At 71.8% G+C, this 21,616-nt stretch carries 20 protein-coding genes; 6 read left to right on the top strand and 14 right to left on the bottom strand.

The window, feature by feature from the left end; translation table 11 throughout:
• Nucleotides 1-319: 319 nt before the first annotated feature.
• Nucleotides 320-1,744: a type I glutamate--ammonia ligase gene (gene glnA, locus Q0963_RS03315; RefSeq protein ID WP_299442398.1), complete on the top strand. Its 1,425-nt coding sequence runs from the start codon at nucleotides 320-322 to the stop codon at nucleotides 1,742-1,744.
• Between the two features lie 153 nt (nucleotides 1,745-1,897).
• Here the strand turns inward: glnA and Q0963_RS03310 are convergent, their stop codons facing one another.
• Nucleotides 1,898-2,167 (bottom strand): hypothetical protein, encoded by a 270-nt coding sequence (locus Q0963_RS03310; protein WP_299442395.1) that lies wholly within the window; start codon nucleotides 2,165-2,167, stop codon nucleotides 1,898-1,900.
• An 85-nt stretch (nucleotides 2,168-2,252) separates the two neighbouring features.
• A complete protein-coding gene (locus Q0963_RS03305; protein WP_299442392.1) occupies nucleotides 2,253-3,023 on the bottom strand; it encodes a thioesterase family protein in 771 nt (256 codons plus the stop codon).
• 69 nt (nucleotides 3,024-3,092) lie between these two features.
• Here Q0963_RS03305 and Q0963_RS03300 point away from each other — a divergent pair, with 69 nt between their 5' ends.
• The 3 genes from Q0963_RS03300 to Q0963_RS03290 all read left to right on the top strand — a co-directional run bounded on the left by Q0963_RS03300 (nucleotide 3,093) and on the right by Q0963_RS03290 (nucleotide 5,298).
• Nucleotides 3,093-3,983, top strand: a complete 891-nt coding sequence (locus tag Q0963_RS03300; RefSeq protein ID WP_299442389.1) for an NAD(P)-dependent oxidoreductase — start codon at nucleotides 3,093-3,095, stop codon at nucleotides 3,981-3,983.
• 110 nt (nucleotides 3,984-4,093) lie between these two features.
• Nucleotides 4,094-4,549, top strand: coding sequence for an Hsp20/alpha crystallin family protein (locus Q0963_RS03295; protein WP_299442385.1), 456 nt, complete (start codon nucleotides 4,094-4,096; stop codon nucleotides 4,547-4,549).
• Between the two features lie 119 nt (nucleotides 4,550-4,668).
• A complete protein-coding gene (locus tag Q0963_RS03290) occupies nucleotides 4,669-5,298 on the top strand; it encodes a class II aldolase/adducin family protein (RefSeq protein ID WP_299442383.1) in 630 nt (209 codons plus the stop codon).
• 28 nt (nucleotides 5,299-5,326) lie between these two features.
• Here Q0963_RS03290 and Q0963_RS03285 read toward each other — a convergent pair whose 3' ends face one another.
• Genes Q0963_RS03285 through mtnA form a run of 3 tightly spaced genes read right to left on the bottom strand, consistent with a single transcriptional unit; the run spans nucleotide 5,327 to nucleotide 7,886 of the window.
• Nucleotides 5,327-6,103 (bottom strand): hypothetical protein, encoded by a 777-nt coding sequence (locus tag Q0963_RS03285; protein WP_299442381.1) that lies wholly within the window; start codon nucleotides 6,101-6,103, stop codon nucleotides 5,327-5,329.
• On the bottom strand, nucleotides 6,100-6,789 hold the full coding sequence (locus tag Q0963_RS03280; protein WP_299442378.1) for a SatD family protein: 690 nt from the start codon (nucleotides 6,787-6,789) through the stop codon (nucleotides 6,100-6,102). The genes Q0963_RS03285 and Q0963_RS03280 overlap by 4 nt, the downstream gene beginning before the upstream one ends.
• Before the next feature lie 59 nt (nucleotides 6,790-6,848).
• Nucleotides 6,849-7,886: an S-methyl-5-thioribose-1-phosphate isomerase gene (gene mtnA, locus Q0963_RS03275; RefSeq protein WP_299442375.1), complete on the bottom strand. Its 1,038-nt coding sequence runs from the start codon at nucleotides 7,884-7,886 to the stop codon at nucleotides 6,849-6,851.
• A gap of 122 nt (nucleotides 7,887-8,008) precedes the next feature.
• Here mtnA and Q0963_RS03270 point away from each other — a divergent pair, with 122 nt between their 5' ends.
• Nucleotides 8,009-8,863 carry a universal stress protein gene (locus Q0963_RS03270; RefSeq protein WP_299442372.1) on the top strand — a complete coding sequence of 285 codons (855 nt, stop codon included), beginning with the start codon at nucleotides 8,009-8,011 and terminating at the stop codon, nucleotides 8,861-8,863.
• On the opposite strand, the gene Q0963_RS03265 is transcribed toward Q0963_RS03270, so the two are convergent.
• The 6 genes from Q0963_RS03265 to Q0963_RS03240 all read right to left on the bottom strand — a co-directional run bounded on the left by Q0963_RS03265 (nucleotide 8,853) and on the right by Q0963_RS03240 (nucleotide 18,435).
• Complete coding sequence (locus Q0963_RS03265; RefSeq protein WP_299442369.1) at nucleotides 8,853-10,985, bottom strand: S9 family peptidase; 2,133 nt, start codon at nucleotides 10,983-10,985, stop codon at nucleotides 8,853-8,855. The genes Q0963_RS03270 and Q0963_RS03265 overlap by 11 nt on opposite strands.
• 78 nt (nucleotides 10,986-11,063) lie before the next feature.
• Nucleotides 11,064-12,815: a bifunctional UDP-sugar hydrolase/5'-nucleotidase gene (locus tag Q0963_RS03260; protein WP_299442367.1), complete on the bottom strand. Its 1,752-nt coding sequence runs from the start codon at nucleotides 12,813-12,815 to the stop codon at nucleotides 11,064-11,066.
• A 124-nt stretch (nucleotides 12,816-12,939) separates the two neighbouring features.
• Complete coding sequence (gene dnaE / locus Q0963_RS03255) at nucleotides 12,940-16,563, bottom strand: DNA polymerase III subunit alpha (protein ID WP_299442364.1); 3,624 nt, start codon at nucleotides 16,561-16,563, stop codon at nucleotides 12,940-12,942.
• A 69-nt stretch (nucleotides 16,564-16,632) separates the two neighbouring features.
• Nucleotides 16,633-17,556: an RluA family pseudouridine synthase gene (locus Q0963_RS03250; protein WP_299442361.1), complete on the bottom strand. Its 924-nt coding sequence runs from the start codon at nucleotides 17,554-17,556 to the stop codon at nucleotides 16,633-16,635.
• A complete protein-coding gene (gene lspA, locus Q0963_RS03245) occupies nucleotides 17,549-18,127 on the bottom strand; it encodes a signal peptidase II (RefSeq protein WP_299442359.1) in 579 nt (192 codons plus the stop codon). The genes Q0963_RS03250 and lspA overlap by 8 nt, the downstream gene beginning before the upstream one ends.
• Nucleotides 18,100-18,435, bottom strand: a complete 336-nt coding sequence (locus Q0963_RS03240; RefSeq protein ID WP_299442356.1) for a TraR/DksA C4-type zinc finger protein — start codon at nucleotides 18,433-18,435, stop codon at nucleotides 18,100-18,102. The genes lspA and Q0963_RS03240 overlap by 28 nt, the downstream gene beginning before the upstream one ends.
• Between Q0963_RS03240 and Q0963_RS03235 the strand changes: the two genes are divergently transcribed.
• Nucleotides 18,410-18,985 (top strand): hypothetical protein, encoded by a 576-nt coding sequence (locus Q0963_RS03235; RefSeq protein WP_299442353.1) that lies wholly within the window; start codon nucleotides 18,410-18,412, stop codon nucleotides 18,983-18,985. The two genes, Q0963_RS03240 and Q0963_RS03235, sit on opposite strands and share 26 nt — an antisense overlap.
• A gap of 236 nt (nucleotides 18,986-19,221) precedes the next feature.
• Here Q0963_RS03235 and Q0963_RS03230 read toward each other — a convergent pair whose 3' ends face one another.
• The 3 genes from Q0963_RS03230 to Q0963_RS03220 form a co-directional block, all read right to left on the bottom strand.
• Nucleotides 19,222-20,649, bottom strand: coding sequence for a DivIVA domain-containing protein (locus tag Q0963_RS03230; protein ID WP_299442350.1), 1,428 nt, complete (start codon nucleotides 20,647-20,649; stop codon nucleotides 19,222-19,224).
• Nucleotides 20,650-20,793: 144 nt separating this feature from the next.
• Complete coding sequence (locus tag Q0963_RS03225) at nucleotides 20,794-21,084, bottom strand: YggT family protein (protein ID WP_299442347.1); 291 nt, start codon at nucleotides 21,082-21,084, stop codon at nucleotides 20,794-20,796.
• 48 nt (nucleotides 21,085-21,132) lie between these two features.
• Nucleotides 21,133-21,609, bottom strand: a complete 477-nt coding sequence (locus tag Q0963_RS03220; protein ID WP_299442344.1) for a cell division protein SepF — start codon at nucleotides 21,607-21,609, stop codon at nucleotides 21,133-21,135.
• Nucleotides 21,610-21,616 lie beyond the last annotated feature (7 nt).

Raw genomic sequence — 21,616 nt, 5'->3', positions numbered from 1 at the left:
CACCGCCCCCCGCTGCCGCGTCGACCTCCACGACCTCACCGCCCGCAACCTCCACCTCGACCCCCGACCCCCACACCACCGCCGACGCTCACGCGCCCGCCCCTCGGCCACCGACCCGCCACCGTTCTGAGGCGGCGCTGCGCGCGTCTCATCCCGTTCCACGCTTCGGGCGCGCTGTCCCACCCCTTGATACGGTGGCAGCGTTACGTCGGCGAAACATCCGGGTCATGGTCGGGAAACCGCCTCGCCCTAGCGTCGTTGGCAACGCCACCCGGGCTGGCTCTGCCAGGCCCCATGCACCGAACCAGGAGGTTCAGCATTGTTCAGCTCCGCTGACGAGGTCCTCGCCTACATCAAGGAAGAGGACATCAAGTTCGTCGACATCCGGTTCTGCGACCTGCCCGGCATCATGCAGCACTTCAACGTGCCTGCTCACACGGTCGACAAGGACTTCTTCCTCAACGGTCAGATGTTCGACGGGTCCTCGATCCGTGGCTTCCAGGCCATCCACGAGTCCGACATGAAGCTGATCCCGGACCCGACCACGGCGTACGTCGACCCGTTCCGGGTCGAGAAGACGCTGATCATGAACTTCAGCATCGTCGACCCGTTCACCGGTGAGGACTACAGCCGCGACCCGCGCAACGTGGCGGCCAAGGCCGAGGCCTACCTCAAGACGACCGGCATCGCCGACACGGCCTTCTTCGGCGCCGAGGCGGAGTTCTACGTCTTCGACGACGTGCGCTTCGAGACCAAGCAGAGCGCCAGCTACTACTTCATCGACTCCGTCGAGGCGGCCTGGAACACAGGCCGCGCCGAGGAGGGCGGCAACCGCGGGTACAAGACCCGCTACAAGGGCGGGTACTTCCCCGTCCCGCCGGTCGACCACTTCGCCGACATGCGCGACAAGATCTGCCTCAACCTGGCCGAGGTGGGCATCGAGGTCGAGCGCAGCCACCACGAGGTGGGCACCGCGGGCCAGCAGGAGATCAACTACCGGTTCAACACCCTGCTCCAGTCCGGCGACGACATGATGAAGTTCAAGTACGTCGTCAAGAACACGGTGTGGGAGGGCGGCAAGACCGCCACGTTCATGCCGAAGCCGATCTTCGGCGACAACGGCTCGGGCATGCACACCCACCAGTCGCTCTGGAAGGACGGCGAGCCGCTCTTCTACGACGAGCGCGGCTACGGCGGCCTCTCCGACATGGCGCGCTGGTACATCGGTGGCCTGCTCAAGCACGCGCCGGCGGTCCTGGCGTTCACCAACCCGACGATGAACAGCTACCACCGTCTGGTGCCGGGCTACGAGGCCCCCGTCAACCTCGTGTACTCGGCCCGAAACCGCTCCGCGTGCGTGCGCATCCCCATCACGGGCGACAACCCCAAGGCCAAGCGCATCGAGTTCCGCGTTCCGGACCCGTCGTCCAACCCGTACCTGTGCTTCGCGGCGCAGCTCATGGCGGGCCTGGACGGCATCAAGAACCGGATCGAGCCGCCGGAGCCGGTCGACAAGGACCTCTACGAGCTGCCGCCCGAGGAGCACGAGGCCATCGAGCAGGTGCCCGACTCCCTGGCCGCTGTCCTCGACGCGCTCGAGGCCGACCACGAGTTCCTGCTCGAGGGTGGCGTCTTCACCGAGGACCTCATCGCCGCGTGGGTCGACTTCAAGCGGACCAACGAGGTGGACCCGATCCGCCTGCGCCCGCACCCGCACGAGTTCGAGATGTACTTCGACATCTGAGCGTCGAGCACGCGACGAAGGGCGCTCCCGCCGTGGCGGGGGCGCCCTTCGTCGCGTTCGCCCCAGTCCTGCTGCCGCTGGGCTCCCGGGCGTTGCCGGTGGCGGAACGTCACCGAACCAGGACGGGTCACTCGGCCCTCGCGGTCACCCTCGTCAGGGCTCCTCGCGCGACATCTGCTCGTCCGTCGGGGCTCCGAGGTGGCCGTCGGCGTCCACGGGCACCGGAGTGCCGTCGGGGGCCAACGGCTGGGTCACGGCGTGCGCCGGCCCCGGCAGGTCCTCGTACCCCGACTCCGCCGCCCCGGTGTGCGGGCTCTGGCGGTCCGCACCGGGGGTGATGCCGGTCGACTCGGCCTGCTCGGTGCGGTCGCCCTCCTCGGGGGTGGCCCCCTCCTGGTGGGTGTCGGCCTGGTCTGCGCTCATCACGGTCTCCTTCGTCGGATGTCTGTGGTCACGGGATACCCCGGTCGCATCGCACCGACACCCCCGCGGCGCACCCGGCTCGCCGTCAGCGCGGGCGCACCGTGAGGCTCTGGGCGAGGGTGCCGAGCGGGCCGGCCGTGTCGTGCAGCCGGCTGCTCGTGACGCCTACCCCGGTCGCGCCGAACGAGACCGTCGTGTCGACGCCCAGCCACTTCCCCTGCCCCGTGCGCAGCAGATGGGCCGTGAGGTCGACGTTCGGGAAGTGGACCTCGGCCGGGTCGGACCGCACCGTCATCCCGTTGGCCAGGTCGAGCAGGCCCGCCAGCCGCGCACCCTCGCTCACCGGCTCGTCGCTGAGCAGCGGCTCGGTGGCCCGGGCCCAGAACCACCCGCGCCCCGGCTCCTCGAGGTGGCGACGCAGCTCGACGGACCGGATGAAGCCGCCCGGCCAGGTGTCCCGCGGCGACCACTCGGGCAGCTCGCCCGGCGGCGGCATGGCCGGCAGCGCGGTGCCGGCGAGGGCGGCTGTGTCCTGCTGCTGCAGGAGCCACGCGCGGAGCACGACGACCACGCGCCCGGCGTGGCTCATCGTCGCCTCGACGAGCTCGATCGTGCGCCCCGCCCGCAGCACCCGCACCGAGGTGTCGACCTCCGCCACCGGCACCGTCCCGAGGATGTCGTAGGAGAGCCGCGCCAGGACCAGGTCGTCGTCGCGCCGCGCGTCCCGGTCCCGCTCGACGACGTGGGCGAGTAGCCCGAGGGCCGGCGCGATGTGCTGCTCGTCCTCGCGCCACGCCCCGCCGGTGTGCTCGGTAGCCCGGAACCGGGTGTCGCCGAGCCGCTCGAAGTACGCCATCCGGACGGTCCTTCCTGTCGGCCGCCTCCAGACCCTACGCACCGGCCGCGCGCGGGTGAGGATGGACCCATGACTGACTCCCCCGCGACCACCCACCTCCCCCGCCGCGTCGCCGTCACCGGGGCCCGCGGCAAGCTGGGCCGGGCCGTCGTCCGCCACCTGCGCGCCATCGGCCTCGACGTCCTCGCCACCGACCGGGTCGGCGGCGACCCGCGGGAGGTCGAGGGCGAGTTCCTCGTCGCCGACCTCAACGACTACGGCCAGGTGCTCGAGGCGCTGACCGGCGGCGTCGACGAGCACGCCCCCGTCGACGCCGTCGTCCACCTCGCGGCCATCCCGGCCCCGGGCATGACGTCGAACGCCGCGACGTACGCGAACAACTCCGCGGCCACGTACAACGTCTTCGCCGCGTGCCGCGCCGCGGGGATCCACCGGCTCGTCTGGGCCTCGAGCGAGACCGTGCTGGGCCTGCCGTTCGACACCCCGCCGCCGTACGCCCCGGTCGACGAGGAGTACCCGCCGCGGCCGGAGTCGACGTACTCCCTCAACAAGGCGCTCGAGGAGGACCTGGCGCGGCACTTCTGCCGGTGGCAGCCCGACCTCGTCGCGGTGGGCCTGCGCTTCTCCAACGTCATGGACGTCGAGGACTACGCGCAGTTCCCGGCCTTCGACGCCGACCCGCACCTGCGCAAGTGGAACCTCTGGGGATACATCGACGCCCGCGACGGCGCCCAGGCCGTCGAGAAGGCGCTCGCGCGCGACGTCCCCGGGGCGGAGGTGTTCGTCATCGCCAACGCCGACACCGTGATGAGCCGCTCCAGCGCGAGCCTCATGGCCGAGGTCTTCCCGCAGGTCGAACTCACCCGGGAGCTCGGCGAGCACGAGACCCTGCTGGCCATCGACAAGGCCCGCCGGGTGCTCGGTTACGAGCCCCGGCACACCTGGCGGGACCACGTCTGAGGGCGCCGGGACCCGCTTGACGTGAGTCGGGAACACGATGCAAACTTGAGCCGTTGTCACTCATGCAACCCACCGGGCGACCTCGCCCCCGCATCACGGAGGACATGACCATGGCCACCACGTTCGACCCGTTCCGCGACCTCGACCGCATGTTCGGCGGCACCCTCCGCTCGCCCGCGGCCACGGCGATGCCGATGGACCTGTACCGCACGGGCGAGACGTTCGTCGCGAAGATCGACCTGCCGGGCGTCGACCCGAGCAGCATCGACGTCGATGTCGAGGACCGCACCCTCACCATCCGCGCCGAGCGCCGCGAGGAGACCGACGAGGAGGTCCAGTGGCTCTCGCACGAGCGCCCCAGCGGCACCTTCGCCCGGCAGCTGACCCTCGGCTACGGCGTCGCACCCGACCGCATCGAGGCCGGCTACGACGACGGCGTCCTCACCCTGACCATCCCGGTCGCCGAGGAGGCCAAGCCGCGCAAGATCTCCATCAACCACGCGGGCGGCCACCGCACGATCACCGGCGAGGCCAGCGAGTCCCGCACCGAGGCCGCCTCCGCCTGAGACCGGCTCACGCACGGCGCCGCACCCCTCCCGGGGTGCGGCGCCGACTCGTGCCGAGGGGTGCAGGTCGTGCTGCACGGGTCCTCCCGGGCCCGTCCCTGGTGCGCAATGATCGGCCTGTGAACCAGACCCGCACCGAGACCATCGACCAGCTCATCGATGCCGGCCGCCACGTCGTCGAGCGCGGCCTCGTCCAGGCCAGCGGTGGCAACCTGTCGGCGCGCGTCCCCGGGACGAACCGGTTCGTCGTCACCGGCACCGGTACCTGGCTGGACCGCCTGACCGCCGACGACTTCACCGAGATGACCCTCGGCGGTGAGCGGGTCGGTGGCGCCGAGCGCCCGTCGGTGGAGTGGAAGCTGCACCAGCGCACCTACGACGTCCGCCCGGACATCACCGCCATCGTGCACCTGCACCCCCAGCACGTGCTGCTCGTCGACCTGCTGGGCGCACCCATCCGGTTCACGACCCTCGACCACCAGTTCTACCTCGGCAGCAACGGCTGGGTGCCGTTCATCCCCTCCGGGAGCGCCGAGCTGGCCGACGCCGCCGCCGAGGCCGCGCGCGACCACAACGCCGTGGTGCTCGCCAACCACGGCTGCTCGGCCCTCGGCGACTCGGTGCCGATGGCGCTGCGCCGGGCCCTCAACCTCGAGGAGGCGGCCGCGATGACCTACCGGCTGCTCGTCGTGGGGAACACGACGAGCGACTTCCCGCCGCAGTGGCGCGGCCGGATCCTCGACGTCTGAGCCGACCCCCAGGCCCCAGGCGGGTGGGTCAGTGCGCGAGGAACAGGCTGCCGAGCGCGATGAGCCAGGAGACGAAGGACCCGACGAGGAAGTACTCGGTGACCTCGTCGATGCCGACGCCGTCGAGGGACTCGCGCTCGCTCCGTTTGCTCTGCAGCTCGGGGAAGCGGATGAGCCCCTTCGCGGCGATGACGAGGGCCGCGGCCGTCAGCTGGCCGGCGAGCCCCAGACCGAGGATGACGACCCGCTCCATCGGCCCGAGCAGCCGGCCACCCCGCAGCTGCATCGCCGGCTCGGGCATCGCCATCGCCGCGGTCCGGGCCCGCCCCAGCGGCCGGAGCGCGCCCACGCTGACGAGGACGAGGCGGACGACGACGTTGCCCGTCGCGAGGTTGGCGACGAGGAGGCCCCCGACGAGCAGCACGTAGCCGGGGTCGACCGCCTGCCCGAACGACGGGAGGTCCGCCCAGCCCAGCCAGCTGCCGAGCAGCCCGCCGGCGGGCGAGGCCCAGCCCGACAGCGCGAGGAGCCACCCGGCCCCACCGGCGAGCGCCGCGAGCGAGCGGACGTGCCCGGAGCCGATGGCCAGCGCGCGCTGCGACCAGCGGACCCACAGCACGAGCGAGAGGACCGCCCCGACGAGGGCGACGGCGTCGCCGACCCCGAGCAGCTGCGAGCCCGCCCCGAGCAGCACGATGGCGGCCACCCCCGACGGCACGGCCCACCGAGCGACCGCCGGGCGCCGGCCGGCCCGGACGAGGTCGGCCAGCCCCACCCCGACGAGCCACACCCCGAGCCAGGTCACGGCAGGTCCCGCAGCAGCGCCTGGGCAGCCAGCACGGCACCGATGCCGTCGATGCGGACGCGCTGGGAGACCGCGGACGCGCTGACGCCCTCGCGCTCGGCGAGCGCCGCCTGCGTTGTGTCGGGGTGCATGAGGCCCTCCAGGAGCCGGAGTGAACGTTCCGAGAGGGAGCCAACCAGATGGTCCCGACAGAGCAGGGCGGCGTTGACGGCGGCACCGAGGCCGGTCTCGTCGGCGCCCTGCTCCGCCACGGCGTCGGCGCCGACACCGGCGGCGGTCCGCACCCCGGTCCGCAGCAGTCGCGTCGGGGACCGCTCGGCGGCCTCCTCGACGGCGACGAGCGCGGCCCGGGCCGCCCACCAGCCCGGTCCGTCCTCGATGCCACGCTCGGCGTCGAGGACGGTGACCCGACCCCGGCCGATGCCCACCCGCACGTCGCCCTCGGGCAGGAGCCGGATGCGCACCCGCAGCGCGACCTCGAGGGCGTCGCCGAGTCTGCGGTACGAGCCCTGGAACTCGTCGCCGACGGTGACGCGCAGCCCCGAGATGGAGGGGCAGCTCTCGTCGACCTCGGCGAGGGCAGCGTTCAGCGCCTGCTGGAGGCTCCGCCGGTCGGCGGACCGCCGGGACGCGACGAGGTCGCCGATGACGACACAGCGTGAAGCATCTGGCTTCATTTCACTCATATGAAGATCATACCTTCATTTCGGCGGAATGAAGCGCTGCCGGTGAGGAACCGCCCGGGTCACGCCTGGTCGAGGCGCTCCCCGGCGGCGGGCTCGACGACCCCGCGCTCGGTCGCCACCGCGGCGACGAAACGCGCCGGCGTGACGTCGAAGGCGGGGTTGAACCCCTGGGAGCCGTCGGGAACGGTCTGCACCCCGCCGAAGGACGTGACCTCGGCACCGGGTCGCTCCTCGATCTCGATGCCCGACCCGTCGGCCATCGACAGGTCGACGGTGGACCAGGGGGCGGCGACGAGCAGTGGCACCCCCGCCGCCTGGCACGCGAGCGCGACGCCGAGGGTGCCCACCTTGTTCGCGACGTCCCCGTTGGCCGTGATCCGGTCGGCCCCGACGATGGCACAGTCGACGAGGCCGCGCATGATCGTCGAGGACGCGGCGCTGTCGACCTGGACGGCGTGCGGGATGCCGTCGGCGGCGAGCTCCCACGCGGTGAGCCGGGCTCCCTGGAGCAGCGGCCGCGTCTCGTCGGCGTACACGAACTCGACGCGCCCCCGCGCGTGCAGCTCGCGGACGACCCCGAGGGCGGTCCCCCACCCCGACGTCGCGAGCAGACCCGCGTTGCAGTGCGTGAGGACCCGCAGCGTCGGACGGTCGATCCGCGCGAGCAGCCAGTCGGCGGCCAGACGGGACAGCTCGCGGTTGGCGGCCTCGTCGTCGGCCGCCAGGGCCCGCGCCGCCTCGAGCACGGCCGCGCGGCCGTCGCCGACGAGCGGACGCACCTGGTCGACCCCCCACGCGAGGTTGACCGCCGTGGGCCGGGCGTGCCGGATCCGGTCGATCTCGGACTGCAGCCGGGCCTCGTCCCAGCCCTCCCGCTCCGCCTGGTCCATCGCGACGACGACGCCCATCGCCCCCGCGACCCCGAGGGCCGGGGCCCCGCGCACCGCGAGGGCGACGATGGCCTCGACGAGCGCGTCGACGGTGTCGACGTCGAGGTAGTCCGTCGTGGCGGGCAGGACGGTCTGGTCGAGGATGCGGACGGCGCCCCGGCCGTCCCGCCCTGCGTCGTCGGTCCAGGTGATGGCGCGCTCGGTCATGTGCGCACCCTACGACGCGACCCCGCCGGGCTGTGACATCAGTCCCTTGCGCCCACGAGCGCGCGATGAGACCGTCGAATTACGGGGCGAGACAGCCCGCCTCCGCAGCGGAAGGACGAACGATGAACCAGTCCCGCGTCGTCGTCGGCGTCGACGGCTCCCCCGCCTCGATGGCCGCGGTCACCCACGCCGCCCACGTCGCGAGCAGTCGCGGCATGTCGCTGCACGTCCTCCATGCGTTCGCACCCGACCTGCCGATGCTCGGCTTCGGGGCGCTGGCCGACCGGGAGCTCGTCACCGAGCACGGGAACCGGCTCCTCGCGTCCGCCACCGCCCGGGCCCACGCCGCCCATCCGGACCTCACCGTGACGACGAGCCTCCACGACGGCTACGCGAGCCCGGCCCTCATCGCGTCCTCGCACACCGCCGCCCTCGTCGTCGTCGGCGCCGTCGGGCAAGGCCTCATCAGCCGGGTCAGTATGGGCGCCGTCGCGATGCAGGTGCTCACCCACGCCCACTGCCCCGTGCTCGTCGTCGGGCACGAGGCGGTCGCGGCGCCGGTCCCCCAGGGCCGGATCGTCGTCGGTATCGACGGGTCCCAGGATTCCCTCGCCGCCCTGCACGTCGCCGCCCGGGAGGCCCGGATCATCGGGGGCACCCTCGAGGCGGTGCACGCCTGGCGGGCGCGGGCGGCCACCGACCCGACGCTCGCGCGCTCGTCCAGCTGGGAGGAGTACGAGTCCGCCATCGAGGAGCGGGTCCGGACCACGATGGCCAAGACGGAGGCACCCGACATCGCCTGCGAGGTCCGCGTCGTGCGCGACGACCCCGTGCACGCCCTGACCGAGGCCAGCCAGGGCGCGAGCATGCTCGTGGTCGGCGCCCGCGGTGACGGGGGCTTCGACGGGCTGAAGGTGGGCTCGACGGCGATGCGCCTCGTGTCCCGCAGCGCGTGCCCGGTGCTCGTCACCCGCTGAGCGGCTCCACCCGTTCGGTCGCGCCGAGCTGGTCGAGGACGAACGCCCACTCCCACGCCACCTGCTCCCAGGCGGCGTACCGGCCCGACCGCCCGCCGTGCCCCGCCGACATCTCGGTGCGCAGCAGGACCGGACGGTCGGCGGGGTCGTTGGTGACGGTCTCGCGCAGCCGTGCCACCCACTTGGCCGGCTCGGTGACGTAGACCCGGGTGTCGTGCAGGCTGCTCGTCGCGAGGATCGCGGGGTACCGGGTGGCGCGGAGGTTCTCGTACGGCGAGTAGGCCCGCATCCGGGCATACACCTCGGGGTCGTGCAGCGGGTCGCCCCACTCCTCCCACTCCCCCACGGTGAGGGGCAGCTCGGGCTGGAGGATGGTCGTGAGCGCGTCGACGAAGGGGACGGCCGCGTGGGCCACCCGGAAGCGCTCCGGCGCGAGGTTGAGCACGGCGCCGACGAGCAGCCCACCCGCGGACCCGCCCTCGATGCCGAGCCGGTCGGCGGCCACCCACCCGGACGCCACGAGGTACTCCGCCGCCGCGACGGTGTCGGTGAAGGTGTTGGTCTTCGCGTGCAGCTTGCCGTCGTCGTACCAGCGCCGCCCCATCTCGCCCCCGCCGCGCACGTGCGCCACGGCGAAGACGACCCCGCGGTCGAGCAGGCCGAGCCGGGCGACCGAGAAGTAGGGGTCGGACGAGATCTCGTAGGCGCCGTAGGCGGAGAGCAGCCCCGGGTTGGACCCGTCGGCGCTCACGCTGCGGTGGCGGACGACCGAGACCGGGACCGAGGTCCCGTCCGGGGCGCTCGCCCACTCGCGGGACTCCTCGTAGTCGGCGGGGTCGAAGCCGCCGAGGACCGGCTGCCGCTTCAGCTCGGTCCGGGCCCCCGTCGCGAGGTCGACGTCTAGCACCGTGCGCGGGGTCGTCCACGACTCCACGACCACCTGGATCGCGGTCTGGTCCGGCTCGGGGTTGTCGCCGAGGCCGATCGAGTGCACGGGCTGGTCGACCTGCACGTCCCAGGGGGTGCCGTGCCCCGAGACCGAGGTGACGTCGCGCGGCAGGACCCGCAGCGCCGTGAGCCCCCCGGTGCGCAGCGACAGGACGGTCGCCGTGTCGAACGCGTCGACCCCGACGAACCGCTCCCCGTCGCCCGAGGAGAGCAGCGGCACCCACTGCTCGTGGCTCGTCGCCTCGAGCGGCGCCCACGCGAGGTCGGACTCGGGGGTGTCGGTGTTGTGGACGACGAGCAGGCGGTCGTCGGCGGGCTCGACGTCGTACTCGACGCCCTCGCGGCGCGGCGCGACGACCCGCCACGTGCCCTCGGGGTCGCTGGAGTCGAGGAGGTGCACCTCGCTCGTCGTCTTGGACCCGAGGCTGAGCATGAGCCAGCGCTCGTCGCGGCTGGAGCCCACCCCCATCCAGAACCGCTCGTCGTCCTCCTGGTGGACGAGCACGTCCTCGGCGGCGTCGGTGCCGACCCGGTGCCGCCACAGCTGGAAGGGCCGCCAGGCGTCGTCGACGCGGGTGTAGAAGACGAACCGCCCGTCCCGGCTGAACTCGCAGCCGTACCCGATGCGCGTGACCGCCGTGTCGAGGACACGGCCGGAGGCGACCTCGCGGACGGTGAGGTCGAACCGCTCGTCGCCGGCGGTGTCGACGGCGAAGGCGACGAGGCGATGGTCGTGGCTCACCGTCAGGGCGCCCATCGAGAAGAACTCGGAGTCGCCGGCCTCCACGTTGCCGTCGACGACGACCTCCTCACCGGGCAGGGCCGCGCCCTCGGGGTCGGGGCGGCCGGTGCCGTCCGTGCGCGGGGCCCGGACCTGGGTGGCGTACTGCTTGCCCTCGGCGGTGCGGCTGAAGTACCACCACGGGCCGCTCGCGACCGGCACCGAGAGGTCGTCCTCCTTGACCCTGGCCTTGATCTCGTCGAAGAGCGTCCGGCGCAGCGGCGCGAGGTGTGCGGTGCCGGCGTCGGCGTACGCGTTCTCGGCCTCGAGGTAGGCGAGCAGGTCGGGGTCCTCGAGGTCGCGCATCCACCAGTACGGGTCCTCGACGGCGTCGCCGTGGTGCTCGCGGACGTAGGGGCGGTGCGGTGCTGACGGGGGTGGTGGCGTCGCCATGGCGCCACCCTACGCAGCCATGGACGCGGCGAGGGCCGCACCCCGGGTGGGGTGCGGCCCTCGTCGGGTCGGAACCGGTCAGAGACCGGCGACCCGGTCCGCCGGGGCGGTGAGCCCCGGGTTGGCCTCGAAGTACGCGACGAGGTTCGCGAGGTCCTCGCTGCCGCCGAGGACGTTGCGCCCCGCCGTGAAGCCGGTGAAGGAGTCACCACCGTTGGCGAGGAAGTTGATCGTCGCGATGCGGTACGTCTGCCCCGCCTCGATGGCCACCCCCCCGAGCTTCATCGAGCCCGGCACGACCCGGCTGCCGGCCGGCTGCGTCGCGTCCCAGGTGTAGGTGAAGCCCTGCGACACCCCGAGCGCCAGCGCGTCGCGGCCGCCGGGGCGACCGGGGACGAACTGCTGCTCGAGCACGGCCTTCAGCTCGGCGCCGGTGAGGTCCATGGTCGTGAGGATGTTGCCGAACGGTGCGACGTCGTAGGACTCGGCGTAGGTGATCTGGCCGGGACCCTCGGCGTACTTCGGGGCGACCCGCAGGCTGGCTCGGACACCGCCGACGTTCATGAGGGCGATCTGCGCCCCGCCGTTGGCCGGGGCCTGGGTGCCCCACAGGATGGCGTCGGCCACGAGGTCGGCCATCGGCGTCTCGATGCCGCGGTTGCCGCTGGAGTCACCGGTGATGTCCTCGGCGTTGCTGCCGACGATCCGTGCGGCGAGCGGCCCCGACAGGGCCTTCCACTTCGCGATGATCGCCGACTGCTCGGCGTCCTTGGCGAACTGGGCGCGGCTCACGAGGTGGTTCGTCGCGGTGGAGCGGTCGCGCATGACCTCACCGCTGCGGGTGTTGATGACCAGGTTGGTCTCGGTGACGACCTGGCCGAAGGACGCGGCGCTGGTGACGAGGCGCGGGTTGCCGGCCGGGTCGGGGAGCGAGCACGTGTACGGCTGGTGGGTGTGACCGGTGATGATCGCGTCGACCTCGGAGGTCATCGTGGCCGCGATCGTGGCGATCGGGTCCGAGATGCCCACGCACTGCTGGTAGGTGCCCGACTGGACACCGCCCTCGTGGAGCAGGACGACGATGGACTTCACGCCCTGCTTCTTGAGGATGCGGGCCTGGGCGTCAGCGGTCTCGACCTCGTCCTTGAAGTCGACGGACGCGACGCCGGCCGGGTCGACGAGCGTGGGAGTGCCCTCGAGGGTCATGCCGATGAAGCCGACCTTGACCCCGCCGACGGTCCGGACCTCGGTGCCGGGCAGGAGGGTCTCGCCGTCGGACTTCTTGACGACGTTGGCTGCGAGCCACTGGAAGTCGGCCCCGGCGTACGGCTGCTCCGGGAAGTAGCACCCGTCCTTGGGGTGGCAGCCGCCGTCCTGCATCCGCAGCAGCTCGTCGGTGCCCTCGTCGAACTCGTGGTTGCCGACGCTGCTGACGTCCAGGTGCATCGCGTTGAGCGACTCCACGGACGGCTCGTCGTGGAACAGGCCCGACAGGAACGTCGAGCCGCCGATGAGGTCGCCGGCGGCGACGGTCAGCGACCGCCCGCCCGGGGCCTGGCTCCGCAGCGTCGCCAGCGCCGTGGCGAGGTGCTCGGCGCCACCCGCCGGGGTGCGGCTCGGGTCGAGGGTGGCAGGCAACGGCCCGTCGGTGGCCTCGAGGTGACCGTGGTAGTCGTTGAACGAGAGCAGCTGGACGGACGTGAGGTTCGGGTTGCCCTTGCTGTCGGGCTTGCCCTTGCCGGCCGCCACGGCGGGGGTGCCCGCCACGAGGGCCGCGAGCGCAGTGGCGGCGATACCGGTGCCGAGGGCGCGTCGACGAGTCGAAATCATGTGAGAGTCTCCTGGGTTCGGGAAGCGTGCTCACCCTAGGCGAGAGTTCCGACCCGGGGAAGGACCCCTGAGCAGGCAGTTCGGGTGTCGCCGGCACCCGTTCGTGGGTCGTGTGACGGACGGGTCAGGAGAGGCAGCGGGGACCGAGCAGCACCTTGAGGTCCCCGAACAGCGCCTCGTCGGCGTTGACCCGGAACGCCGGGTCGAGGCGGATCTCGACGGACCGGCCCGGCTTGAGGAGCCGCAGGTGCACCTCGGTGGTGCCGGGGTGGTTGGTGAGGACGCCCTTGAGCTCCTCGATGCGCTCGGCGGTGGCCCGCGCCGTCTCCATCGTCACCACGACCGGGCCGCGGGGGCCGTCGCTGATGTCGGGCAGGGTGAGCTCCTGGGCGTAGATCGACACCGAGTCGTCGCGCCGGTTGAGCTTGCCCCGGACGACGGCGATCTGGTCCTGCTGGAGCATCCCCGACACGGTCATGTACGTGCTCGGGAAGAACAGGCACTCGATGGCGCCGGCGAGGTCCTCGACGGTCGCGATCGCCCAGAGGTCGCCCTTCTTCGTCCGCTTGATCGCGAGCCCGGTGATGAGGCCGGCGACGGTGACCATCGACCCTTCGGGGCGTCCGCTCTCGTCGGCAGTGAGCGAGGCGATCTGGGTGTCGGCGTGCGCCGCGAGGACGTGCTCGACCCCGAACAGCGGATGGTCCGAGACGTAGAGCCCCAGCATCTCGCGCTCGAAGGACAGCAGCGTCGACTTGTCCCACTCGACGCCGGGGACCGGGGCGAGGCCCATCATGTCGTCGCCACCGGAAGAGCCGCCGGTGTCGTCCCCGAACGCGCCGAAGAGGCTGTCCTGGCCGATCGCCTCCTGCCGCTTGACCGACACGAAGGCGTCGACGTACTCCTCGTGGATGCGGACCAGGCCCATCCGCGTCTCGGCGAGCCCGTCGAACGCCCCGCCCTTGATGAGCGACTCGATGGTCCGCTTGTTGCAGACCACCGCCGGCACCTTGGACATGAAGTCGCGGAAGGAGGTGAACCGGCCCTTCTCCTCGCGCGCGCTGATGATCGCGTCGACGACGTTGTGGCCGACGTTGCGGATCGCGTGCAGACCGAAGCGGATGTCGGTGCCGACGGCGGCGAACGGGCCGACGGAGTCGTTGACGTCGGGGGGTAGGACCTTGATGCCCATCCGCCGGCACTCCCCGAGGTAGAGGGCCGACTTGTCCTTGTCGTCGCCGACGCTCGTGAGGAGGGCCGCCATGTACTCGGCCGGGTAGTTGGCCTTGAGGTAGGCCGTCCAGTACGAGACGAGCCCGTAGGCGGCGGTGTGGGCCTTGTTGAAGGCGTAGTCGGAGAACGGGACGAGCACGCCCCACAGGGCCGCCACCGAGGCCTCGTTGTAGCCGTTGGCCTTCATGCCGTCGGAGAACGGCACGTACTCCTTGTCGAGGACCTCCTTCTTCTTCTTGCCCATCGCGCGCCGCAGGAGGTCGGCGTTGCCGAGGGTGTACCCGGCAAGCTTCTGGGCGATCTCCATGACCTGCTCCTGGTAGATGACCAGGCCGTAGGTGGTACCGAGGATGGGCTCGAGCGCCTGCACCATCTCGGGCTGGAGCTTGCCCTTGAGCTGCGGGTCGAGCGGGATGACCTCCTGCTTGCCGTTCTTGCGCAGCGCGAAGTTCGTGTGCGCGTTGACGCCCATCGGGCCCGGCCGGTACAGCGCGAGCGCCGCCGAGATGTCCTCGAAGTTGTCGGGCTGCATGAGCTTGAGGAGCGTGCGCATGCCGCCGCCGTCGAGCTGGAAGACCCCGAGGGTGTCGCCGCGGCCGAGCAGGTCGTAGGTGGCCTTGTCGGACATGTCCTTGGACAGCGCGTCGAGGTCGATGTCCTCGCCCCGGTTGGCCTTCACGTTGACGATGGCGTCGTCGAGGATGGTGAGGTTGCGCAGGCCGAGGAAGTCCATCTTGACGAGGCCGAGCGACTCGCAGCTCGGGTAGTCGAACTGGGTGATGACCTGCCCGTCCTGCAGCCGCCGCATGACCGGGATGACGTCGATGAGCGGCTCGCTGGACATGATGACGCCGGCGGCGTGCACGCCCCACTGGCGCTTCAGGCCCTCGAGGCCCTTGGCGGTCTCGACGACCTCCTGGAGGTGCTGCTCGGCGGCGACGAGGTCGCGGAACTCCTTGCCCTCGCCGTAACGCGGGTGCTCGGGGTCGTAGATGCCCGACAGCGGCACGCCCTTGCCCATGACGTCGGCGGGCATCGCCTTCGTCAGCTGCTCGCCGACGGCGAACGGGTGGCCCATGACCCGGGCGGAGTCCTTGACGGCCTGCTTGGCCTTGATGGTGCCGTAGGTGACGATCTGGGCGACCCGTTCGGAGCCGTACTTCTCGGTGACGTACCGGATGACCTCGCCGCGGCGGCGCTCGTCGAAGTCGACGTCGAAGTCGGGCATCGACATGCGCTCGGGGTTGAGGAACCGCTCGAAGATCAGGCCGTGCGGCACAGGGTCGAGGTCGGTGATCTTCATCGCGTAGGCGCACATCGAGCCGGCACCGGAGCCACGCCCCGGCCCGACCCGGATGCCGTTGTCCTTGGCCCAGGTGATGAAGTCGGCGACGACGAGGAAGTACCCGGCGTAGCCCTTGCCGACGATGACGTCGGTCTCGAACTCGGCCTGCCGGCGGGCGTAGTCGGGGACGCCCTCGGGGAACCGGTCGCGCAGGCCCTGCTCGACCTCCTTGACGAACCAGCTCTCCTCGTTCTCGCCCGGCGGGCACGGGAACCGCGGCATGTACCGGCCCTCGCCCTCGGTGAACGAGATGTCGCACATCTCCGCGATGAGGAGGGTGTTGTCGCACGCCTCGGGCAGCTCGCGCCAGGTGTGGCGCATCTCCTCGGCGGACTTGAGGTAGAAGTCGTCGGAGTCGAACTTGAACCGGCCCGGGTCCATCATCGTCGAGCCGGACTGCACGCACAGCAGCGCCGAGTGCGCCTTGGCGTCCTCGGGGTTCGTGTAGTGCAGGTCGTTGGTCGCGACGAGCGGCAGGCCGACCTCGCGGGCCAGGCGCAGCAGGTCCTGCTGGACGCGGCGCTCGATGTCGAGGCCGTGGTCCATCAGCTCGCAGAAGAAGTTCTCGGCGCCGAAGAGGTCACGCAGGTCGGAGGCCGCCTGCTTCGCCAGGTCGTACTGGCCGAGCCGGAGCCGGGTCTGGATCTCGCCGGACGGGCAGCCGGTGGTGGCGATCAGGCCCTTGCCGTACTGGTCGAGCAGCTCGCGGTCGATGCGGGGCCACTTCGCGTACACCTGGTCGAGGGAGGCCTGGCTGTCGAGGCGGAAGAGGTTGTGGAGCCCGGTGTTGTCGCGGGCCAGCAGCGTCATGTGGGTGTAGGCCCCCGACCCCGACACGTCGTCGCCGGGGCGGGTGCGCTCGTCGCCCCACTTGACGCGGGTCTTGTCGGTGCGGTGGGTGCCGGGGGTGACGTACGCCTCGACGCCGATGATCGGCTTGACCCCGGTGCCCTGGGCCTTCTTCCAGAACTCGTAGGCGCCGAAGACGTAGCCGTGGTCGGTGGTCGCGAGGGCCGGCATGCCCAGCTCGGCGGCCCGGGTGAACAGGTCGCCGATCCGCGCGGCGCCGTCGAGCATCGAGTACTCGGTGTGGACGTGCAGGTGCACGAACGAGTCGGAGCCCTTCCGTGTGGAGGTGGGGCTCGGGCTCGGGGCGGACGGGGTGGACATCGCCGACCATCCTAGGTCGGTCCGGGGACAGCCCTCGGCGTGTCGGGGGGTCGTGTCGCCGGGTGCCGGTCAGAGCCGGTCGAGAGCGCCCTGGAGGTCCTGCGGGTAGCTGCTCTCGAAGGTGACCCACTCCCCCGACCCGGGGTGCTCGAAGCCCAGGCCCACGGCGTGCAGCCACTGCCGCTCGAGGCCGAGACGCTTCGCCAGGGTGGGGTCCGCCCCGTAGGTCGGGTCCCCGACGCAGGGGTGGCGCACCGCGGCCATGTGCACCCGGATCTGGTGGGTGCGGCCCGTCTCGAGGCGGACCTCGAGCAGGCTGGCGTGCCGGAACGCCTCGAGCAGCTCGTAGTGCGTCACCGCGGGCTTGCCGGAGTCCATGACGGCGAACTTGTAGTCGCCGCCGGGGTGCCGCCCGATCGGTGCGTCGACCGTGCCGACGAGCGGGTCCGGGAGCCCCTGGACGAGGGTGTGGTACGTCTTGTCGACCCGGCGCTCCTTGAAGGCCCGCTTGAGCACCGAGTAGCCGCGTTCGCTCTTGCACACGACCATCAGGCCCGAGGTGCCGACGTCGAGCCGGGACACGATGCCCTGCCGCTCGCTCGCACCGCTCGTGGAGATCCGGTAGCCGGCCGCCTTCAGCCCCGCGAGCACGTTGGGGCCCGTCCAGCCGACGCTGGGATGGGCCGCGACCCCGACCGGCTTGTCGACGACGACGATGTCGTCGTCGTCGTGGACGACGCGCATGCCCGGGACCGGCTCGGCGACGACCTCGAGGGTCGGGCTGGCGGGTCCGCTCGGGATGAGGACCTCGAGCATGTCGCCGGCGCTCACCCGGTGGCTCTTGCCGACACTGGCGGCGTTGACGCTGACCTCACCGGCGGCGGCGAGGTCTGCGGCCTTGGTGCGGGAGAGGCCGAACAGGCGGGCGATGGCGGCGTCGACGCGCTCGCCCTCGAGACCGTCCGGGACCAGGACCGTGCGGGCGTCAGTCATCGGCGTGCCCGGGGTGGTGCACGGGGCCGCCCACCGCTATGCCCCGGTGGGCCAGGAGCATGACGAACCCGGCGGCCCCGACGATCGCGATGTCGGCGACGTTGCCGACGAACCACCCGAAGTAGTCGATGAAGTCGACGACGTGCCCGCGCCCCGGGCCCGGCTCGCGCACGAGGCGGTCGACGAGGTTGCCGACCGCGCCGCCGAGCAGCAGCCCGAGGGCCACGGCCCACGGCAGGTTGGCGACCCGCCGGGCCCCGACGAGGACCCCGACGAGGATGACGAGGGAGAGGACGGTCAGCACCCACGTGGAGCCGTCCCCGAGGGAGAAGGCCGCACCGGGGTTGCGGATGAGGTTGAGCCGGATCAGCGACCCGATGACCTCGACCGGCTGCCCGGGGGTCAGGGCCGCCAGCGCCCACGCCTTCGTCCCCTGGTCCAGGACGAGCACGACGAGCGCGATGACCGCCAGCCGGGTACGCAGACGACCCCGTCCACCCGCGGGAAGGCCCGCGGTGCTGGTCGGGGTGCGCTCGGCCGCGGTCAGCGGCGCTCCTGCTTGGTCTTGCACGGCATGCACAGGGTCGCACGAGGAGCGGCCTGGAGCCGCATCTTGCCGATCGGGTTGCCACAGGACTCGCAGGTGCCGTACTCGCCGGCCTCGAGACGCTCGAGGGCGTGCTCGGACTGCTCGAGCATCTCGCGGGCGTTGTTCGCCAGCGAGATCTCCTGCTCCCGCTCGTAGGTCTTCGCCCCGGCGTCCGCCTCGTCGTCGCCGGCACCGTCGCCGGAGTCGCGCATGAGGTCGACGAGGTCGCTGCGGGCGTGCTCGAGCTCCTCCCGGAGCTGCTGGATGTCGCGCTCGAGCTCGGAGCGCACCTCCCGGACCTCGGCCGCCGTCCAGGGGGCCTCGCCCTCGAGCACCGGCAGCGAGGCCGCGGTGACCCGCTTCGCGGGCTTCTTCGCCGTGGCCTTCGTCGCGGGGGTCGTCGTCTTCGTCGCGGCCGGCTTCGTGGCCGCCGACTTCTTCGTCGCGCTCGTCGTCTTCTCCGTCGTCGTGGCTCGTCGGGCCGAGGCCGTCGTGCCGGTGGGCTGCTGCTGCGTGACCGGAGCCTTCGCAGCGGGGGTCTTCTTCGCGGGGGTCTTCTTCGCCGGGGTCTTCTTCGCGGGCGTCGTCGTCGCGGAGCCCTTCGACGAGGCCGGAGCCTTCGTCGCGGGGGTCTTCGTCGTCGTGGTCTTCTTCGTCGTGGTCTTCTTCGTCGTGTTCTTCTGGGCAGCGGTCTTCGCCGCGGGGGCCTTCACCGCCGCCGGAGCCTTCTTCGCGGTGGCCTTCTTCGCCGTAGCCTTCTTCGCGGTGGCCTTCGCCGCCGCCGGAGCCTTCGTGGCGGGGGGCTGCTGCGCCGCCTGCTGGCGACCGCCCACGGCCTGACGCGCGGAGGAGATCGCGCTGGAGCCGACCTTCTTCGCCGCGGACAACGTCCGTCTCACCACCATGACGTGCTCTTTTCCGGTTCGCGCCGGGCCCGCACGGCCCGACCTGTCGAGGAGGATACGGGGTGCCCCGCGGCACCTCCATACGGGGGGAACGTGCACGTCGCCGGAACGTTCCCGCCGACGACGGAGGGGCCCGGGGACAACCCCGGACCCCTCCGTCGTCGGATGGGCTCAGCCCTGGCGCTCGTGCTGCGGCGTGGCCGCCTCCGCCTCGGACCCCTCGGGGTCGCCGCCGACGTCCTTGAGGTCGGCGAGCTGGGCCTGGATGTACTCGTGCAGCCGGGTCCGGTAGTCGCGCTCGAAGCCCCGCAGCTCGTCGATCTTCCGCTCGAGCAGGCCGCGCTCACGGCCGAGCTCCTCGAGGATCGACGCCTTCTTCTGCTGCGCCTCGGCGACCATGCCGGTCGAGCGCTCCCGGGCCTCGGTGAGCATCTCGTCCCGCTGGGTCGTCGCGGTGCCGATCATCTCGTCCCGCTGGGCCGTCGCCGTCGAGACGAGCTCGTCGTGCTGGGCCTGACCCGTCGAGACGAGCTCGTCGTGCTGGGCCTGACCCGTCGAGATCAGCTCGTCGTGACGCGCCTGACCCGTCGAGATCAGCTCGTCGTGCTTGCGCTGGGCGGTGCCCAGGAGCTCGTCGTGGCGACGCTGCCCCTCGGAGATCAGCTCCTCGCGCTTGGACTCACCGGCGGACACGTGCTCGTCGTGCAGACGCTGCGCGAGGGCGATGACCCCGGCGGCGCTGGCGCCACCGCCGGCCCCGGCGAGAGCCGCGGCGCTGAGCCCGCCCTCGCCCTGACCCTCGGCCCGCGCCTCGGCGTCCTGGAGCCGGGCCTCGGCGTCCTGGGCCCGCTGCTCGGCGACGCTGAGCGCCTCCTGGGCCTCCTGGAGCCGTGCCTCGAGCATCTGGACCTGGCCGTCGGCGTCCGCCCCGGCCTGCTCGCGGGCGGCGGTGAGCGCTGCGGCGTGCTCGTCGCGCTCCGCGGCGACCGAGGCCGCCTCGTCACGGGCCTGCGCCAGCTGGGCCTCGAGCTCGTTGACCTGCGTCTCGAGGGTCGTGGCGTGCTTCTCGATCTGCATCGCGTGGTTCTCGAGCTCGGTGGCGCGACGCTCGGCGTCGGCCACGCGCACGTCGGAGTCGCCACCGGCGGCCCGCAGCTGCTCGAGCTGCTGACGCAGGTCGGCGGACTGGCGCTCGAGCTCGGCGTTGCGGTTCTCGAGCTGGCTGACCGTGCCCTGCAGCTCGGCCGCGCGGGCCTCGCCGTCGCCGCTGGCGTTCTCGAACTCGCCGAGGCGGGCGGTGAGCTCGGCCCGGGTCCCCTCGAGCTCGGAGACCTGGGCCGCGAGGGTGGCGTTCTTGGAGCGGAGCTCCTCGACCTCCTGCGCGGTCTCGGAGTCGGTGCGCGCGAAGGCGGGGGCCATGCCCTTGCCGCCCCGGGACGCGCTGAGCTCCCCGCGCAGGTCGTCGGACTCCTTGGACATGCGGCGCATCTCGGCGACGATGTCGTCGAGGAAGTCGTCGACCTCGCGCTCGTCGTAGCCCCGACGGAACTGGGTCTGGGTGAACGTCTTGTTGAGGACGTCCTCGGGAGTGAGAGCCATGTGGAACTCCTGGTGGCCGGTCGGTCACGAATACGGCCCCGGGATCGCGACACTGATGGCCTCCGGGGGTCCGGTGGCTCAGACTACGCGATGACGGGGCCTGCGTGACAGGTGTGCACGGAAGTGGCGCCCCGAATCCGGAACTCAGCGAGCGAGGCCCGAGAGGACGGCCTGGAGGATGATGACGCCGACGAACAGGATCATGAACGACAGGTCGATGTTGACGGCGCCGAGACGCAGCGGCGGGATGACCTTGCGCAGGGCCCGCAGCGGCGGCTCGGTCAGCGTGTAGACGGGCTCCGCCACGAGCAGGACCGGGCCTCGCGGCCGCCACTCACGGGCGAAGATCCGGATCCAGTCGAAGACCACCCGTCCGATGAGCACGACGAGGTACAGGAAGACCACGAAGGCGAGCAGGGCGAAAACGGGCTTCATGAGGACGAGTGTGTCCCATCGACCTGGAGCGCAGCCGTGCGGGGCCCGTCAGCTCTGGTTGAAGACACCGCGACCGGCGACGGCGACCGGGCCCTCCTCGGCATTGACCTCCACGGACTCCGGCGAGAGCAGGAACACCTTGGAGGTGACCCGCTCGATGCTGCCGTGGAGACCGAAGACCAGGCCCGCCGCGAAGTCGACGAGACGCTTGGCGTCGGAGTCGCTCATGTCGGTGAGGTTCATGATGACGGGGACCGAGTCGCGGAAGTTCTCGCCGATCGTCTTGGCCTCGTTGTACGTGCGCGGGTGGATCGTCGTGATCCGCGAGACGCTGCCGGCGTCGTGGCTGCGCACGACCTCGGCGACCGGGCGGCGCGTGGGCAGCGGCGTGACCTCGGCCCCGCGGTGCTCGGTGCGGTCCTCGACCTCGGGCTCGTCGTAGCCGTCGTAGTACTCGTCGTCGTAGTGGCCCTGGTCCTCGGCGAGGCCCAGGTAGACCATCGTCTTGCGCAGCGCGCCAGCCATCACGTAC

It is taken from the genome of uncultured Phycicoccus sp., from assembly GCF_947495705.1.
Lineage (GTDB): Bacteria > Actinomycetota > Actinomycetes > Actinomycetales > Dermatophilaceae > Phycicoccus.
This window is presented reverse-complemented; position numbering and strand designations above follow the sequence as displayed.

Bases quoted from the DNA above. Each gene is read 5' to 3' on its own strand.
- mtnA (WP_299442375.1), bottom strand. From the start codon at position 7,886: ATGACCGAGCGCGCCATCACCTGGACCGACGACGCAGGGCGGGACGGC.
- Q0963_RS03220 (WP_299442344.1), bottom strand. From the start codon at position 21,609: ATGGCTGGCGCGCTGCGCAAGACGATGGTCTACCTGGGCCTCGCCGAG.
- Q0963_RS03295 (WP_299442385.1), top strand. From the start codon at position 4,094: ATGGCCACCACGTTCGACCCGTTCCGCGACCTCGACCGCATGTTCGGC.
- Q0963_RS03270 (WP_299442372.1), top strand. From the start codon at position 8,009: ATGAACCAGTCCCGCGTCGTCGTCGGCGTCGACGGCTCCCCCGCCTCG.
- Q0963_RS03260 (WP_299442367.1), bottom strand. From the start codon at position 12,815: ATGATTTCGACTCGTCGACGCGCCCTCGGCACCGGTATCGCCGCCACT.
- Q0963_RS03250 (WP_299442361.1), bottom strand. From the start codon at position 17,556: ATGACTGACGCCCGCACGGTCCTGGTCCCGGACGGTCTCGAGGGCGAG.
- Q0963_RS03280 (WP_299442378.1), bottom strand. From the start codon at position 6,789: ATGAGTGAAATGAAGCCAGATGCTTCACGCTGTGTCGTCATCGGCGAC.
- Q0963_RS03235 (WP_299442353.1), top strand. From the start codon at position 18,410: ATGTCGCGCTCGAGCTCGGAGCGCACCTCCCGGACCTCGGCCGCCGTC.
- dnaE (WP_299442364.1), bottom strand. From the start codon at position 16,563: ATGTCCACCCCGTCCGCCCCGAGCCCGAGCCCCACCTCCACACGGAAG.
- Q0963_RS03265 (WP_299442369.1), bottom strand. From the start codon at position 10,985: ATGGCGACGCCACCACCCCCGTCAGCACCGCACCGCCCCTACGTCCGC.
- Q0963_RS03230 (WP_299442350.1), bottom strand. From the start codon at position 20,649: ATGGCTCTCACTCCCGAGGACGTCCTCAACAAGACGTTCACCCAGACC.
- Q0963_RS03310 (WP_299442395.1), bottom strand. From the start codon at position 2,167: ATGAGCGCAGACCAGGCCGACACCCACCAGGAGGGGGCCACCCCCGAG.
- Q0963_RS03300 (WP_299442389.1), top strand. From the start codon at position 3,093: ATGACTGACTCCCCCGCGACCACCCACCTCCCCCGCCGCGTCGCCGTC.
- Q0963_RS03225 (WP_299442347.1), bottom strand. From the start codon at position 21,084: ATGAAGCCCGTTTTCGCCCTGCTCGCCTTCGTGGTCTTCCTGTACCTC.
- Q0963_RS03305 (WP_299442392.1), bottom strand. From the start codon at position 3,023: ATGGCGTACTTCGAGCGGCTCGGCGACACCCGGTTCCGGGCTACCGAG.